Origin of the sequence: Kitasatospora sp. NPDC048545 (assembly GCF_040651155.1) — a bacterium.
Lineage (GTDB): Bacteria > Actinomycetota > Actinomycetes > Streptomycetales > Streptomycetaceae > Kitasatospora.
The window spans coordinates 142,988-157,751 of the sequence record NZ_JBEZIQ010000013.1 but is presented as its reverse complement, the minus strand read 5'-3'; the positions used below and the strand labels follow the sequence as shown (position 1 = coordinate 157,751).

Sequence of the window (14,764 nt, the reverse complement as noted above, 5' to 3'; positions counted from 1 at the left end):
GCAGGAGCCCCGGAACACGGAGGAGCCCCGGTGACCAGCAGGTCACCGGGGCTCCTCCGTACCGCTACGCCTTAGGCGGGCACCGAGGCCACGCCCGGGGCCAGGAACGGCTTGCCGTTCACGCGCTCCGAGACGCCCTCACGGTCCAGGTACGGGGTGATCCCGCCCAGGTGGAAGGGCCAGCCGGCGCCGGTGATCATGCAGAGGTCGATGTCCTGCGCCTCGGCGACGACACCCTCCTCCAGCATCAGGCCGATCTCCTGCGCCACGGCCTCCAGGGAGCGGGCGCGGACCTGCTCCGCGGTGAGCACCGTGTCGCCGAAGGTCAGCAGCTCCAGCACCTCGGGGTCGAGGACCTGCTGGCCGTCCACCCAGGTGTAGAAGCCGCGCTTGCCGGCCTTGACCACCTCGGCGAGGTTCTCGGAGACGGTGAACCGCTCCGGGAACGCTCCGCGCAGGGTCTCCGAGACGTGCAGGGCGATGGCCGGGCCGACCAGCTCCAGCAGCACGATCGGGGACATCGGCAGGCCGAGCGGCTCGACGGCCTTCTCGACGTCGGCGATCGGGGTGCCCTCGTCGATGATGCCCTGGATCTCGCCCATGAAGCGGGTCAGGATCCGGTTCACCACGAATGCTGGGGCGTCCTTGCACAGGACCGAGGTCTTCTTCAGCTTCTTCGACACGGCGAAGGCGGTGGCCAGCGACGCGTCGTCGGTCTTGTCGCCGCGGACGATCTCCAGCAGCGGCAGGATCGCGACCGGGTTGAAGAAGTGGAAGCCGACGACCCGCTCGGGGTGCTTCAGCTTCGAGGCCATCTCGGTGACCGACAGCGAGGAGGTGTTGGTCGCCAGCACGCAGGTCGGCGAGACCACGTTCTCCAGGTCGGCGAAGACGGTCTGCTTGACGCCCATCTCCTCGAACACGGCCTCGATGACGAAGTCCGCGTCGCCGAAGGCGGCGGCCTTGTCGAGCGAGCCGGAGACCAGGCCCTTGAGGCGGTTGGCCTTGTCCTTGCCGATGCGGCCCTTGGAGAGCAGCTTGTCGATCTCGGCGTGGACGTAGCCGACGCCCTTGTCGACGCGCGCCTGGTCGATGTCGGTGAGGACCACCGGCACCTCCAGACGGCGCGCGAACAGCAGCGCGAGCTGCGAGGCCATCAGGCCGGCGCCGACGACGCCGACCTTGGAGACCGGGCGGGCCAGCGACTTGTCCGGCGCGCCGACCGGGCGCTTGGCCCGGCGCTGCACCAGGTTGAAGGCGTAGATGCCGCTGCGCAGCTCGCCGCTCATGATGAGGTCGGCCAGGGCCGCGTCCTCGGCGTCGAAGCCGGCCTGCAGGTCGGCGTCCTTGACCCGGGCGATGATGTCCAGCGCCTTGTAGGCGGCCGGGGCGGCGCCGTGGACCTTGGCGTCGGCGACCAGGCGGCCCCAGGCGACGGCGTCGTCCCAGGCCTTGCCGCGGTCGATCTCCTCGCGCTCGACGACGACGTCGCCCTTGAGGACCTTGGCGGCCCACAGCAGCGACTGCTCCAGGAAGTCGGCCGGCTCGAAGATCGCGTCGGCGATCCCCAGCTCGAACACGTCCTTGCCCTTGAGCTGCTTGTTCTGGTTCATCGAGTTCTCGATGATGACCTTGATCGCCTTCGAGGGGCCGATCAGGTTCGGCAGGATGCTGCAGCCGCCCCAGCCCGGGACGAGGCCCAGGAAGACCTCCGGCAGCGAGAACGCCGGGACGCCCGAGCTGACCGTGCGGTAGGTGGCGTGCAGACCGACCTCGACGCCGCCGCCCATGGCTGCGCCGTTGTAGAAGGCGAAGGTCGGGACGGGCAGCGCGGCGATCCGCTTGAAGACCTCGTGGCCGCCCTTGCCGATGGCCAGCGCGTCCGCGTGCTCCTTGAGGAGCTCGACGCCCTTGAGGTCGGCGCCGACCGCGAAGATGAACGGCTTGCCGGTGATCGCGGCACCGACGATCCTGCCCTCGGCGGCCTCGGCCTCGACCTGGTCCAGCGCGGCGGACAGCTTGAGCAGCGAGCCCGGGCCGAAGGTGGTCGGCTTGGTGTGGTCGAAGCCGTTGTCCAGGGTGATCAGGGCCAGCTTGCCGGCCTGCAGCGGCAGGTCCAGGTGGCGCACGTGGGCGGTCGTGACGACCTCGCCCGGGAACAGCTCGGCGCCGTGCTGGAGCAGCTCAGTCGTGGTGCTCATGGTCACTTACCACCCTCGAAGTGCGGGTTCTCCCAGATGATGGTGCCGCCCATGCCGAAGCCGATGCACATCGTGGTGAGGCCGTAGCGGACGTCCGGGCGCTGCTCGAAGCGGCGGGCCAGCTGGTTCATCAGGCGCACGCCGGAGGAGGCCAGCGGGTGGCCGAAGGCGATCGCGCCGCCGAACGGGTTGACCCGCTCGTCGTCGTCCGCGATGCCGTAGTGGTCGAGGAACGCCAGCACCTGGACGGCGAAGGCCTCGTTGACCTCGAACGCGTCGATGTCGTCGATGGTCAGACCGGCCTTGGCCAGCGCCTTCTCGGTGGCCGGGACCGGGCCGATGCCCATGACCTCGGGCTCGACGCCGGCGAAGGCGTAGGAGACCAGGCGCATCTTGACCGGGAGACCGAGCTCCTCGGCGACGTCCTCGGCGGCCAGCAGCGAGGCGGTGGCACCGTCGTTCAGACCGGCCGAGTTGCCCGCGGTGATGTTGCCGTGCGGGCGGAACGGGGTCTTGAGGCCGGCCAGCGACTCCATCGTGGTGCCCGGGCGCAGCGGCTCGTCCACGGTGGCCAGGCCCCAGCCGGTCTCGCCGACCTCGGGGTTGGTGTTGCGGATCGAGATCGGCACCAGGTCGGGCTGGATGTCGCCGTTGGCGTACGCCTTGGCGGCCTTCTCCTGGGAGCGCACGGCGTAGGCGTCGCAGCGCTCCTTGGTGATGTGCGGGAAGCGGTCGTGCAGGTTCTCCGCGGTCATGCCCATGAACAGGGCGGACTCGTCGACCAGCTTCTCGGAGACGAAGCGCGGGTTCGGGTCGACGCCCTCGCCCATCGGGTGGCGGCCCATGTGCTCGACGCCGCCGGCCACGACCACGTCGTACGCGCCGAAGGCGATGCCGCCGGCGGTCGCAGTCACGGCGGTCAGCGCACCGGCGCACATGCGGTCGATCGAGTAGCCGGGCACGGACTTCGGCAGGCCCGCCAGCAGGGCGGCGGTGCGCCCGATGGTCAGACCCTGGTCGCCGATCTGCGTGGTGGCCGCCACGGCGACCTCGTCGATGCGCTCGACGGGCAGGTTCGGGTTACGGCGCACGAGCTCCCGGATGCACTTGACGACGAGGTCGTCGGCGCGGGTCTCGTGGTAGATGCCCTTCGGGCCGGCCTTGCCGAACGGGGTGCGGACGCCATCGACGAAGACGACGTCCCTCGCGGTACGAGGCACGGGGGCTCTCCTCCCAGGGACCAACATTTGAGGTGGGCAGGCTGCCGCCGGCGAAGACCCGAGCGGCGCCGCATCACGGCCATGCTACCGGTCGGTAACCACCCTGCCCAGGCCCCTCGGACGGATCCGACGGTGTGTCCCGCAACACGTCGGACCAGGAGAGCTGTTCCCGGGGACGACGAAGGGGATGCCGCCGGTACGGACGACATCCCCTTTCGGTCCTGCCGGGATCAGCCTTCGGTCACGGCCGAGGCGAACGCGGCGGCCATCGCGGGCGCCACCAGGTCCACCTGCCACTGCCGGGCACCGAGCCGGCGCAGCGCGGCGGCCACGCCCTCCGCGCCGCGGTCGGCCGGCGGCTCCCAGGAGACCCGCCGGACCAGGTCCGGGGTGATCAGGTTCTCGGCCGGCAGGTGGTGCCGCTCGGCCAGCTCGCTGACCGCGCTGCGCGCGCCGGAGAGCCGGGCGGCGGCCACCGGGTCCTTCTCGGCCCAGGCCCGCGGTGGCGGCGGACCGTCGTGCGGGGCGGCGGCCGGCGGCAGCTGGCCCTCCGGGATCTCCCGGCCGCGCTGCACGGCGGCCAGCCACTGCTCCAGCTGGCGCCGGTGCACCCGCGGCCCGAAGCCCTGCACGGCCTGCAGCGCGGCGATGTTCAGCGGCATGGCCAGCGCGGCGTTGACGATCGCGGCGTCCGAGAGCACCCGGCCCGGGGACACGTCGCGCTCCTGCGCCATCCGGTCGCGGGCCTGCCACAGCTCGCGCACCACGGCCAGCTGGCGGCGTCGGCGGACCTTGTGCAGCTGCGAGGTGCGTCGCCACGGGTCGGTGCGCGGGGCCGGGCGGGGCGCGGCGGCGATCGCGGCGAACTCCTCCAGGGCCCATTCGAGCTTGCCCTGGGCATCCAGCTCCTGTTCGAGTGCGTTGCGCAGCTCGACCAGCACCTCGACGTCCAGAGCGGCGTAGCGCAGCCACGGCTCGGGCAGGGGGCGGGTGGACCAGTCGACCGCCGAGTGCTCCTTGGCCAGGCTCAGACCGAGCACGTTCTCGGTCATCGGCCCGAGGCCGACCCGGGCGAAGCCCGCGATCCGGCCGGCCAGCTCGGTGTCGAACAGAAGCCGGGGTCTCATGCCGACCTCGGCCAGGCAGGGCAGGTCCTGGGCGGCCGCGTGCACCACCCATTCGGCGTCCCCGATGGCGGCGTCGAGCGCGCTCAGGTCGGGGCAGGCGATCGGGTCGATCAGGGCGGAGCCGGAGCCCGCGCGGCGCAGCTGGATGAGGTAGGCCCGCTGCCCGTAGCGGTAGCCGGACGCGCGCTCGGCGTCGACGGCGACCGGTCCGGAGCCCGCGGCGAAGGCGGCGATCGTGGCGGCCAGCGCCTGCTCGTCCGCCACGACGGGCGGGATCCCCTCCTTCGGCTCAAGGAGCGGGACCGGGGCTGCTTCTTCTGGGATGGCTGCTACGGCGTCGGTCACCCCCCAAGGGTACGACGGTCCTCGCGGCCGGGAGTGTTGTCGGACTGGTCAGACAGTCACTCGCCCGCTCCCCCGCGGGACGCTCCGGGTCCGACGCTTCGGCTCGGCGTGCGCTCGACATCCCGGGCGCGGACAGCGCCACAGCGGCCGAGGAGGAAACGTTCCTCCTCGGCCGCCGCGGCGGTCCGGAGCGCTCGGCTCAGTGGATGATTCCGGTGCGCAGTGCGACGGCGACCATCCCTGCGCGGTCGCCGGTGCCCAGCTTGCGGGCGATCCGGGCGAGGTGGCTCTTCACGGTGAGGGCCGACAGCCCCATCGCCACGCCGATCGCCTTGTTCGACTGGCCCTCGGCGACCAGGCGCAGCACCTCGACCTCGCGGCCGGACAGCTCGCGGTAGGCGGCCTGCTGCGGGCCCGGCTGACCGGGGGCACCAGGGGCGCCCGGAGCGCCGGCGGCGCCCGGCATGCCAGGCATCCCGGGGCGGCGCATCCGGCCGGCCAGCCCGGCGGCGCCGATCGGCAGGCCCGGGCGGCCCGGCATCGCGACGTTCGTCCGGGTGCCGGTGACCACGTAGCCCTTGACGCCGCCGGCCAGTGCGCTGCGGACCGCGCCGATGTCGTCGGCGGCGGACAGTGCCAGGCCGTTGGGCCAGCCCGCGGCGCGGGTCTCGGCGAGGATGGTCAGTCCGGAACCGTCCGGCAGATGCACGTCGGCGACGCAGATGTCGCGGGGGGTGGAGACCCGGGGACGGGCCTCGGCGATCGAGGACACCTCGATCACGTCCCGGACGCCGAGCGCCCACAGGTGACGGGTGACGGTGTTTCGGACGCGGGGATCGGCGATGACCACCATGGCGGTGGGCTTGGTCGGCCGGTAGGCGACCACGTTTGCGGGGTGCTCAAGAAGGACCGACACCAGGCCTCCTGCGGGGAGTGGCGGACGGAACCCCGATGGGGGCGGTCGGAGTGTTCCGCGTTCGGAAAGGGTCACAGTCTGCTTCGGCAGCTACCGTGCCCGGCTTTAGCGAAAGATCACGATCTAGTGAGTAACAATACGGACAAATCGCGCAAATGATTGATGCGACATGCCTGGTATTCGCACAAAATCGATCAGATTCGATGCCGATCGGTCGGTGTCGACCGCCTAATTGACGCAGAGCGGATCCGAAGTCACACTCCGTCAGTCCTGGGGGTGGCGTCCGGCCGTCCGGTGCCGTCGGGCCCGGACACCACTCGTCAGTGCGACCGGGGGCGTCGCCGGGCGGGCATCGGGACCACTCCACCGAGTGACGGGACCTCGGCGGGGCCCTGCGGCGCCGGCGCGGCCGGCGGCAGGCCGGCGCTGATGCAGAGCAGGTCCGCCCAGGCCGCCAGATGCCGCTCGAAGCGGCCGTCGGCGGGCGTCCAGGAGGCCCGGATCTCGATCTCGGTCGACGACGGGCGCTCCGCCAGACCGCCGAAGTACTGGGACGCGCACCTGGTCACCGTGCCGGACGGCTCCGCGTACCCGGCGCCGTGCGCCTGGAGGGAGTCCAGCAGCCAGGCCCAGCCGACCTCGCAGAGCATCGGGTCGCCGGCCATCTCCGGCTCCAGCTCGGCCCGGGTCATCGTGACCACGCGGAACTCGCCGTTCCAGGCCTCCTGCCCGGCCGGGTCGTAGAGCAGCACCAGCCGGCCGTCGGCCAGCTCCTCGCCGTCCACCTCGACCGCGGCGGTCACCGCGAAGGAGTGCGGGGCGAGCCGGCGCGGGGCCGGCGCGGGGGAGAGCTGCACCTCGGGCCGCAGCCTGGCCCCGTCCAGGGCCGCCACGGCAGCCCGGAACTCGCTCGGCGCCCCCTCGCGACCCGTTCCGCCACCTGCTCCGCCACCCTGCGCGGGGTGCCCTCCGACCGCTGCCATGTCTCGAAGACTAGGTCGAAGACCCGGGTTATCGCCGCAACTTCTCTCCCAGCGGCGTGCCGGAACGGCAAACCCGGGCAGATCTTGGAGGAACCGACGAGACCGGCCGGGGAGAGGCCCCCGGGACGCGTGCGAAGATTTGACGCGTGAGCGAGACTAGGGCAGACACGACGGCGGGCACCCACGGCGGCCCGTCCACCCCCGCGCGCCGCGGCGCCGCGTACGACTCCGCGTTCCTGCGCGCCTGCCGGAACGAGCCGGTGCCGCACACGCCCGTGTGGTTCATGCGCCAGGCCGGCCGCTCGCTGCCCGAGTACCTGAAGGTCCGCGAGGGCATCCCCATGCTGGAGTCCTGCATGCGGCCCGAGCTGGTCAAGGAGATCACCCTGCAGCCGGTGCGCCGGCACAAGGTCGACGCGGCGATCTTCTTCAGCGACATCGTGGTGCCACTCAAGGCCGTCGGCATCGACGTCGACATCAAGGCCGGTGTCGGCCCGGTCATCGCCGACCCGATCCGCACCTTCGAGGACCTCCAGCGGCTGCGGCCGCTCGAACCGGGCGACGTCCCCTACATCACCGAGGCCGTGGGCCTCCTGGTCGACGAACTCGGCGGGACCCCGCTGATCGGCTTCGCCGGCGCGCCGTACACGCTGGCCAGCTACCTGGTCGAGGGCGGGCCGTCCAAGAACCACGAGAACACCAAGGCCATGATGTACGGGCAGCCCGAGCTGTGGGCCGCCCTGGTGGACCGGCTCGCGGACATCACCTCGGCCTTCCTGAAGGTGCAGATCGAGGCCGGCGCCTCGGCGGTCCAGCTGTTCGACTCCTGGGTCGGTTCGCTCGCTCCGGCCGACTACCGCCGCTCGGTGATGCCGGCCAGCACCAAGGTCTTCGACGCGGTCGCCGGGTACGGCGTGCCGCGGATCCACTTCGGCGTCGGCACCGGCGAACTGCTCGGGCTGATGGGCGAGGCCGGCGCGGACGTCGTCGGCGTCGACTGGCGGGTGCCGCTGGACGTCGCCGCCGAGCGGGTCGGCCCGGGCAAGGGCCTGCAGGGCAACCTCGACCCCGCCGTGCTGTTCGCCCCGACCGGGGTCGTGGAGGCCAAGGCCCGCGAGGTGCTGGACGCCGCCCGTGCCGTCGGCAGCAGCGGCCACATCTTCAACCTCGGCCACGGCGTCATGCCGTCCATGGACCCGGACGCGCTCAGCCGCCTGGTCGCCTTCGTCCACGAGGCCAGCGCGCGCTGAGGCGCCGACGTACGGCGGTGCCGGGCGACTCCGATCGCGGAGGGCCCGGCACCGCCGTCGTCAGCCCTCCGCGCCGGGGTCCTTCGCCGCCCACGGGTCCGGCTCCCCGGCGTCGGGTGCGGCAGCCGCCGGGCGGCGGCGCGCCCGGTAGCGGTAGGCCAGGGCGGCCGGGACGCCCAGCACCAGCAGGAACGGCGCCACCGCGGCCAAGGCCACGGACAGGCCGCGGGCGATGACCGCCAGGGCGTGCAGGCCGCCGCCGAGCGCCGAGCCGACCGCGTCACCGAAGCCCTCGGCCTCGGCCTTCGGCACCGGGGTGGGCGTCGGGGAGGCGGCCTCGCGGCGGACCTCCAGGGTGACGGTGGAGTACGAGGTCCGGGCGGACAGCTCCTTCTGCTGCTTCTGCAGGGACTCCAGGTCGGCCTCGCGGCGGCTCAGCTCCGTCTCCAGCGAGGTGACCTCGCTCAGCGACTTCGCCTGCGCCATCAGCGCCCGCACCCGGTCCACGCTCGCCTGCTGGGTCTGCACCCGGCTCGCCACGTCGGCGACCTGCTGGGTCAGGTCGTCCGCCTGGCTCTTGCGGGAGGACACCTTGCCGAGGGCGGCGAGCTGGTCCAGGGTCTGCTGGTAGACGGCCGAGGGGATCTTGAGCGTCAGCTGGCCCGCCTGGTTCGCGCCATTGCCGGCGACCGACTCGGCGCTCACGTAGCCGCCGGCCGTCGTGGTCAACTCCCGCGCCCTGGCCAGCGCCTGGCCGACGTCCTCGGCGCTCAGGCTGAGCTGCGCGGTGTACGCGATCAGCCGACTGCTGTCGGCGGCCGGGGTCACCCCGGCCGCCGCGGGGGCGCCGGAGGGCTGGGCGCCGGTCGCGGCCGCCGCCGCGTCCGCACCGCCCTGCCTGGCGGGGGCCACCGCCGGGTCGGCCTTGGCCGATTCCCCCGCGCCGCCCGCGCTGCACCCCCCGACCAGCAGCGCCACCGCGGCCACCACCGTCCCCAGTGCCCCGGCTCTCGTCCGTCTCCGCATTCCCGGCTCCTCCCCAACTCCGTTGACGGGTCTCCCCCTTGGACGGAAGAGCCTGCCGTACGGACCCGCCCGGGAGATCGCGACTCCATCACGGCTCGGGAGCAGGGCGGGCACGACCTACCCGGCGGTCACCTCGAGCCCCGCCCGGCGCAGCAGCGCCGCCGTCACGCCGTCCCCGGGCCGCAACTCCCCGGTGAACGTGCCGTCGTAGACCCGCCCGCAGCCGCAGGACGGGCTGCGCGCCATCAGCAGGGCCCGCCGTGCGCCCGCCGCCTCGGCCGCCGCGAGCGTCGCCCGGGCACCCGCCAGGAACTCCCCGGTGCAGTCCGCCCCGGTCGCGTCCACCACCCGCGCCCGCCCGTCCAGCACATCCGTGCCGTCCCCGCCGACGATCTCCGCCGGCGGCCGAGGCGTCGGCAGCCCGCCCGCACTCTCCGGGCACACCACGACGGCCCGCCCCTCCTCGACCAGGCGCACGGCGTCCGCCGAGGTCCTCGCCCGTCCGTCGTACCGGCAGGGGATCCCGGCCAGGCACGCGCTCACCACGATCGGCTCCATGGCACACAGCCTGGGCGGCGGTCCGTCGTGCCCTCGAAATCGCTATCTTGGGGTCATGAGCGAGCTGCCGGACTGGATGTACGCGCCCAGAGCCGAGGGTTGGTTCGCCGACGACCTCGACCATCTGCCGCAGGCACCGCGGCACACCGAACTGATCGACGGGGCGCTGGTCTTCATGATGTCCCCCCAGCGGTCGTGGCACACCCGGGTCGTGCGACGGCTGACCGACGCGCTGGAGCGGTCGGTTCCGGACGGAGCGCTGGCCGAGGGTGAGATGACGATCAAGCTCGACCGGCGCAACCGGCCGGAACCGGACGTGGTGGTCGCCACGGCGGAGTACGACCCCGACCGCACCTGGTACGCCCCGGCCGACGTACTGCTCGCCGTCGAGGTCGTATCGCCGGAGTCGGCCGACCGCGATCGCACGGTCAAGGTCCGCAAGTACGCCGAGGCCGGCATCCCGCACTACTGGATCGTCGAGGACGAGGACGGCCTGCCGGTCGTGCACGTCTACGAGCTGGATGGGGCGACGGGCACCTACGCCCCGGTCGGGATCTTCCGGGGCACGCTCGAACGCCCGGTGCCGTTCCCGGTCACGATCGACCTGGACGGCCTGGTGCCGAGCAGCGGGCGTGCAGGGGATTGAGGCTCCGGTGTAAGGACCTGCGAGACTTCGGACCATGTCGGATGCACACGTCGTCGTCGTCGGTGGTGGGATCGCGGGGCTGGCTGCGGCCGCTTTTCTGAGCGGAGCGGCCGGAGGCGCCGCCCGGGCCCGGGTGACGGTGCTGGAGGCGTCGGGACGGTTCGGCGGGAAGCTGTGGGGCGGTGAGGTCGGCGGGGTCCGGGTGGACCTCGGGGCCGAGTCGGTGCTGGCCCGGCGGCCGGAGGCGGTGGAGCTGGCGCGGGCCGTCGGGCTGGGCGGGGAACTGGAGCCGCCGACCACCGCGAAGGCGGCGATCTGGACACGCGGGGCGCTGCGGCCGCTGCCGGGCGGGCAGGTGATGGGCGTGCCGGGTGACCTGGAGGCGCTGGCGGCGTCCGGGGTGCTCACCGCCGAGGGCCTGGAACGGGCCCGGCACGAGCGGAGCACCGAGGTGGGGGAGGACGTCGCGATCGGCCGCTACGTCGCCGACCGGCTGGGCCGGGAGGTGGTGGACCGGCTGGTCGAACCGCTGCTGGGCGGCGTCTACGCCGGGCGCGCCGACGAGATCTCGCTGCGGGCCGCCGTGCCGCAGCTGCTGGCGATCGCCCGGGGCGGAGGTTCGCTGGTCGAGGGGGTGCACGAGCTGGCGTCCCGGCCGAAGACGGTCGGCACCCCGGTGTTCAACGGCCTGCGCGGCGGTCTCGGCACCCTGCCGCAGGCGGTCGCCGCGGCCTGCGTCGAGGCGGGTGCGGACCTGCGGACGGACGCCCCGGTGGACGAGCTGCGCCGTACCCCCGACGGCTGGCGGGTGGTGACCGGCGGTGAGGTGCTGCGCGCCGACGCCGTGGTGCTGGCCGTCCCGGCCCCGGCCGCGGCCCGGCTGCTGCGCGCGGACGCCCCGGCGGCCGCCGCCGAGCTGGACACCGTCGAGTACGCGGGCATGGCGCTGGTGACGCTGGCGTTCCGGCGCTCCGACCTGGCCGAACTCCCCAGCGGCAGCGGGTTCCTGGTGCCGCCGGTGGACGGGCGGCGGATCAAGGCGTCGACCTTCTCCTCCAACAAGTGGGGCTGGCTGGAGCGTTCCGCGCCGGACGCGTTCCTGCTGCGCACCTCGCTGGGCCGGCACCGCGAGGAGGAGGCGCTGGGCCTGCCGGACGAGGAGCTGGTGGCCCGCTCGCTGGCGGACCTGGGGGAGGCGATCGGGCTGACCGCCCGGCCGTACGACACCTTCGTCTCACGGTTCGCGGCAGGCCTGCCGCAGTACCCGGTCGGTCACCCGGACAAGGTGGCCCGGGCCCGGGCGGCGGCCGAGCGGGTGGGCGGGCTGGCGCTGTGCGGCGCCGCGTACGACGGGGTGGGCATTCCGGCGTGCATCGGTTCGGCGGCGGCCGCGGCCGCCGCCGTCGACAGACTGTTGACCCCGGCGACCGGGGAAGGTTCCACGGAGAGGACAATGGGCGCATGACTGAGAGCGTTGAGCGGGAGCCGGAGCAGCGGCCCGAGAAGAAGAAGGCGCGCGACCTGAACCAGGTCATCCGCTACACCATGTGGTCGGTGTTCAAGCTCAAGGACGCCCTGCCCGAGGACCGCGCCGCCCTGGCCGCCGAGGTGGACGGGCTGTTCGAGCAGCTGGCCGCCAAGGACGTGATCGTGCGCGGCACGTACGACGTCTCCGGTCTGCGCGCGGACGCCGACATCCTGGTCTGGTGGCACGCCGAGGACTCGGACGACCTGCAGGAGGCGTACAACCGCTTCCGCCGCACCGGCCTGGGCCGCCGGCTGGAGCCGGTCTGGTCGAACATGGCGCTGCACCGCCCGGCCGAGTTCAACAAGTCGCACATCCCGGCCTTCCTCGCCGACGAGCGCGCCCGCGACTACGTCTGCGTGTACCCGTTCGTCCGCTCCTACGAGTGGTACCTGCTGCCGGACGAGGAGCGGCGCGCGATGCTCGCCGAGCACGGCAAGATGGCGCGCGGCTACCCGGACGTGCGGGCCAACACGGTGGCCTCGTTCGCGCTCGGCGACTACGAGTGGCTGCTCGCTTTCGAGGCGGACGAGCTGCACCGGATCGTGGACCTGATGCGCGACCTGCGCCCGTCCCGGGCCCGGCTGCACGTCCGCGAGGAGGTGCCGTTCTTCACCGGTCGCCGCAAGCCGCTCATCGAGCTGCTCAACGGTCTGGTCTGAGCGACCGCGGTTCCCCTGGAGGCCGGCCCCGTACGCACGGGGACCGGCCTCCCGGCGTTCCCGCGGGCGTCGCTACCGGAGCGGCCCGGCGAATTCGCGCAGCACGGCGGCGGTGCCGGTGCCGACTCGGCAGCCCGGGTCGCGGTGCTCGGCGGGGCCGCGTTCGTCCGTGGGCGGGAGCGTGCCCCGCTCGTCGGGGCGGGCGCAGCCGGTCTTCCGTCCCGGGGCGGGCTCAGGTGCGGTGCGGGCGCAGCCGGTCTTCCGTCCCGGGGCGGGCTCAGGTGCGGTGCGGGCGCAGGGCGGCGCGCAGCCGGGCGTCGGGGAGGACGGCGGGGCCGTTCATGGCGACGGCGGTGAGCAGTTCGCGCTCCTCGTCGTCGGCGAGGCCGCGCTGGCGGGCGGGGCGGACCTCGCGCAGCACTTCCTGGCCGATCGGGGAGGCCCAGCGGGTGTAGGGGTAGACATCGACCCGGGCCATCAGCAGGGTGCCCGAGGTGAGCACCAGCGGCAGCGAGAACCAGGCGAGCGGGGCGAGGGCGTTTCCGCCGGTGAAGCCGCTGACGGCCAGCGAGGCGGCCAGCAGGAGCAGGGAGAGCAGCAGCGCGTGGCGGACCTGCCGGACCACCACGACGGTGCTGCGCTGCACCAGTGCCGGGGTGGCGAGGCCGGCCAGTGAGAGCCGGGCGCCGATCTCCAGCACGGTGGGGTGCTCGGCCATCGCGCGGCGCAGTTCGTCCGTGCGGCACTGGCCCTCGGGGCCGACGGTGGCGATGACCGCCCGTTCCAGCCGGCTGCGGCCCCTGGGGTCGACGACGGTGGTCCAGCCGGTGTGCGCCAGGTGCAGGCGGCCCCGGCCGGCCATCAGGACGAGGGCCAGTTCGACCACCCGGTCCGGGCCGCCGGCCAGGTAGGCGGTCTCGTACAGGCCGATGCCGACGGCTTCCGGCGGGCGCAGCCCGTCCTGTTCGGCGAGGGCGTCGGCGGTGGCGGTCATCCGGACCAGCCGGAGGCAGGAGAGCACCGCCGCGACACAGGCCGGTATGAGGAACAGCAACCACATGGCCTTGTTGTATGCCTGGCCCGCTGGTGCGGGGAACGACTTCCCGGTCCGCGATACCGAACTGTGACGTCGGCCCGGGGACGGGCCGCGGCCGCGGGGGCCGCCCCGCACCCGTGCGGGGCGGCTGTCAGGAGCCGCAACCGCCGCCGCCGCAGCTCGACCCGCAGCTGGAGGACGAGCCGCAGCTGGACGAGGACCCGCAGCTGGAGGAGGACGAGCCGCAGCTGGAGGACGAGGATCCGCAGCTGCTGGACGAGGACCCGCAGCTCGACGAGCCGCAGCTGCTGCCGGAGGACCCGGAGTCGGAGGAGCCGCACCAGGAGGCGGAGCCGCCGCAGGAACTCGACGCGCAGGAGGAGGACGACGAGGACGAGGACGACGACGAGGAGGACATGAACGAGGACGAGTTCGCGGCGGCCTGCCGCATCGCCTCCTCCTCGGCCGTGGCCGCCAGCATCGCGGCTTCCAGCTCCTGGTCGTCCAGCCCGGCGGCGGCCAGTCCGCCGAGGGCGAGCGCGCCCAGCAGCGCGCCGCCCGCCAGCCTGGGCGACACGCCGGAGTGCGGCGTCCACGGCGAGCCGTCCATCAGGGTCAGCTGACGCGTCCCGGCCGGCGTGATCCGGCCCTTGACCAGCGGCGTGGCGAGCAGCGCGAAGGCGCCGGCGAACAGCAGGAGGCCGGGGATCCACAGGTTGGGGCGGTCGTGGCCGGGGGCACCGTCGTCGACCAGTTCGGAGGCCACAGCGAAGGCCACGACGACGAGCATCGCCTGCCAGAGCAGCCGGCGGGCGGTCCGGGCCCGCCGCATCCGCTCGGGGCGGCGCAGCAGGCCGCGGTCGGCGAGCCGGTCGCCGACCTCCTGGACGGCGGCGGAGCGCATCACCATCCGGCGCAGCGGGGCGATCTCGCGGCTGCCGGTGGGCCCGGCGGCCTCCTGGATCGCCTGGTCGACGGCGTCGTACGGCTTGGCGCCGACGAGCGTGACGAGGCCGGAGCGGCTGATCACGACCTGCTCGCTCATGTGCATCCGGACCAGCGCGGTGTCGAACACCCGGCCCGGTCCGCCGGCCAGGAACGCGGCGTCGAGCAGCGGCAGACCGCGGCCGGGCAGGCCCTTGGCGTGCGGGACGTGGCCGATGCGCTGCCGGGCCCGGACGGCGTACAGGGTGGCGGCCGCCAGCAGGACGGCCGGGACGATGAAGTAGCTGTTGTGCCACATGGGCGGTTCCCCCGGGGTGACGATGG

At 73.5% G+C, this 14,764-nt stretch carries 13 protein-coding genes; 4 read left to right on the top strand and 9 right to left on the bottom strand.

The annotated features are described in order from the left end of the window. Positions 1–71: 71 nt before the first annotated feature. From AB0D10_RS15505 to AB0D10_RS15485, 5 genes are all read right to left on the bottom strand, one after another. Positions 72–2,201 carry a 3-hydroxyacyl-CoA dehydrogenase NAD-binding domain-containing protein gene (locus tag AB0D10_RS15505; protein ID WP_360255957.1) on the bottom strand — a complete coding sequence of 710 codons (2,130 nt, stop codon included), beginning with the start codon at positions 2,199–2,201 and terminating at the stop codon, positions 72–74. Between the two features lie 2 nt (positions 2,202–2,203). Further along, complete coding sequence (locus AB0D10_RS15500) at positions 2,204–3,421, bottom strand: acetyl-CoA C-acyltransferase (RefSeq protein WP_360255955.1); 1,218 nt, start codon at positions 3,419–3,421, stop codon at positions 2,204–2,206. Positions 3,422–3,651: 230 nt separating this feature from the next. Beyond that, entirely contained in the window at positions 3,652–4,893 is a 1,242-nt protein-coding gene (locus tag AB0D10_RS15495; protein WP_360255953.1) for a ribonuclease D, read from the bottom strand. Positions 4,894–5,092: 199 nt separating this feature from the next. Beyond that, entirely contained in the window at positions 5,093–5,809 is a 717-nt protein-coding gene (locus AB0D10_RS15490; RefSeq protein ID WP_360255951.1) for a response regulator transcription factor, read from the bottom strand. Between the two features lie 320 nt (positions 5,810–6,129). Beyond that, on the bottom strand, positions 6,130–6,792 hold the full coding sequence (locus tag AB0D10_RS15485; protein ID WP_360255949.1) for a DUF3000 domain-containing protein: 663 nt from the start codon (positions 6,790–6,792) through the stop codon (positions 6,130–6,132). A 236-nt stretch (positions 6,793–7,028) separates the two neighbouring features. Here AB0D10_RS15485 and hemE point away from each other — a divergent pair, with 236 nt between their 5' ends. After that, positions 7,029–8,042 (top strand): uroporphyrinogen decarboxylase, encoded by a 1,014-nt coding sequence (gene hemE / locus AB0D10_RS15480; protein WP_360256030.1) that lies wholly within the window; start codon positions 7,029–7,031, stop codon positions 8,040–8,042. Positions 8,043–8,102: 60 nt separating this feature from the next. Here hemE and AB0D10_RS15475 read toward each other — a convergent pair whose 3' ends face one another. Together AB0D10_RS15475 and AB0D10_RS15470 are read right to left on the bottom strand one after the other, a co-directional pair. Next, positions 8,103–9,068, bottom strand: a complete 966-nt coding sequence (locus tag AB0D10_RS15475) for a DUF4349 domain-containing protein (RefSeq protein WP_360255947.1) — start codon at positions 9,066–9,068, stop codon at positions 8,103–8,105. 117 nt (positions 9,069–9,185) lie between these two features. Beyond that, on the bottom strand, positions 9,186–9,626 hold the full coding sequence (locus tag AB0D10_RS15470) for a DUF523 domain-containing protein (RefSeq protein WP_360255944.1): 441 nt from the start codon (positions 9,624–9,626) through the stop codon (positions 9,186–9,188). A gap of 55 nt (positions 9,627–9,681) precedes the next feature. On the opposite strand from AB0D10_RS15470, the gene AB0D10_RS15465 reads away from it, so the two are divergent. Genes AB0D10_RS15465 through hemQ form a run of 3 tightly spaced genes read left to right on the top strand, consistent with a single transcriptional unit; the run spans position 9,682 to position 12,459 of the window. Next, entirely contained in the window at positions 9,682–10,272 is a 591-nt protein-coding gene (locus AB0D10_RS15465; RefSeq protein WP_360255942.1) for a Uma2 family endonuclease, read from the top strand. 34 nt (positions 10,273–10,306) lie between these two features. After that, positions 10,307–11,737 (top strand): protoporphyrinogen oxidase, encoded by a 1,431-nt coding sequence (gene hemG / locus AB0D10_RS15460; RefSeq protein WP_360255940.1) that lies wholly within the window; start codon positions 10,307–10,309, stop codon positions 11,735–11,737. After that, positions 11,734–12,459 (top strand): hydrogen peroxide-dependent heme synthase, encoded by a 726-nt coding sequence (gene hemQ, locus AB0D10_RS15455; RefSeq protein ID WP_360255937.1) that lies wholly within the window; start codon positions 11,734–11,736, stop codon positions 12,457–12,459. The genes hemG and hemQ overlap by 4 nt, the downstream gene beginning before the upstream one ends. Before the next feature lie 277 nt (positions 12,460–12,736). On the opposite strand, the gene AB0D10_RS15450 is transcribed toward hemQ, so the two are convergent. Both AB0D10_RS15450 and AB0D10_RS15445 read right to left on the bottom strand, forming a co-directional pair. After that, the gene (locus AB0D10_RS15450) at positions 12,737–13,519 is read right to left on the bottom strand and encodes a TIGR04222 domain-containing membrane protein (protein ID WP_360255935.1); all 783 of its coding nucleotides are present in this window, start codon (positions 13,517–13,519) and stop codon (positions 12,737–12,739) included. A gap of 127 nt (positions 13,520–13,646) precedes the next feature. Beyond that, positions 13,647–14,738, bottom strand: coding sequence for a TIGR04222 domain-containing membrane protein (locus tag AB0D10_RS15445; protein WP_360255932.1), 1,092 nt, complete (start codon positions 14,736–14,738; stop codon positions 13,647–13,649). Positions 14,739–14,764 lie beyond the last annotated feature (26 nt).

What these genes read in the sequence shown, in the direction of transcription:
- AB0D10_RS15505 (WP_360255957.1), bottom strand. Translation starts at nt 2,201, where the DNA reads ATGAGCACCACGACTGAGCTGCTCCAGCACGGCGCCGAGCTGTTCCCG.
- AB0D10_RS15485 (WP_360255949.1), bottom strand. Translation starts at nt 6,792, where the DNA reads ATGGCAGCGGTCGGAGGGCACCCCGCGCAGGGTGGCGGAGCAGGTGGC.
- AB0D10_RS15475 (WP_360255947.1), bottom strand. Translation starts at nt 9,068, where the DNA reads ATGCGGAGACGGACGAGAGCCGGGGCACTGGGGACGGTGGTGGCCGCG.
- AB0D10_RS15470 (WP_360255944.1), bottom strand. Translation starts at nt 9,626, where the DNA reads ATGGAGCCGATCGTGGTGAGCGCGTGCCTGGCCGGGATCCCCTGCCGG.
- AB0D10_RS15465 (WP_360255942.1), top strand. Translation starts at nt 9,682, where the DNA reads ATGAGCGAGCTGCCGGACTGGATGTACGCGCCCAGAGCCGAGGGTTGG.
- hemG (WP_360255940.1), top strand. Translation starts at nt 10,307, where the DNA reads ATGTCGGATGCACACGTCGTCGTCGTCGGTGGTGGGATCGCGGGGCTG.
- hemQ (WP_360255937.1), top strand. Translation starts at nt 11,734, where the DNA reads ATGACTGAGAGCGTTGAGCGGGAGCCGGAGCAGCGGCCCGAGAAGAAG.
- AB0D10_RS15450 (WP_360255935.1), bottom strand. Translation starts at nt 13,519, where the DNA reads ATGTGGTTGCTGTTCCTCATACCGGCCTGTGTCGCGGCGGTGCTCTCC.
- AB0D10_RS15445 (WP_360255932.1), bottom strand. Translation starts at nt 14,738, where the DNA reads ATGTGGCACAACAGCTACTTCATCGTCCCGGCCGTCCTGCTGGCGGCC.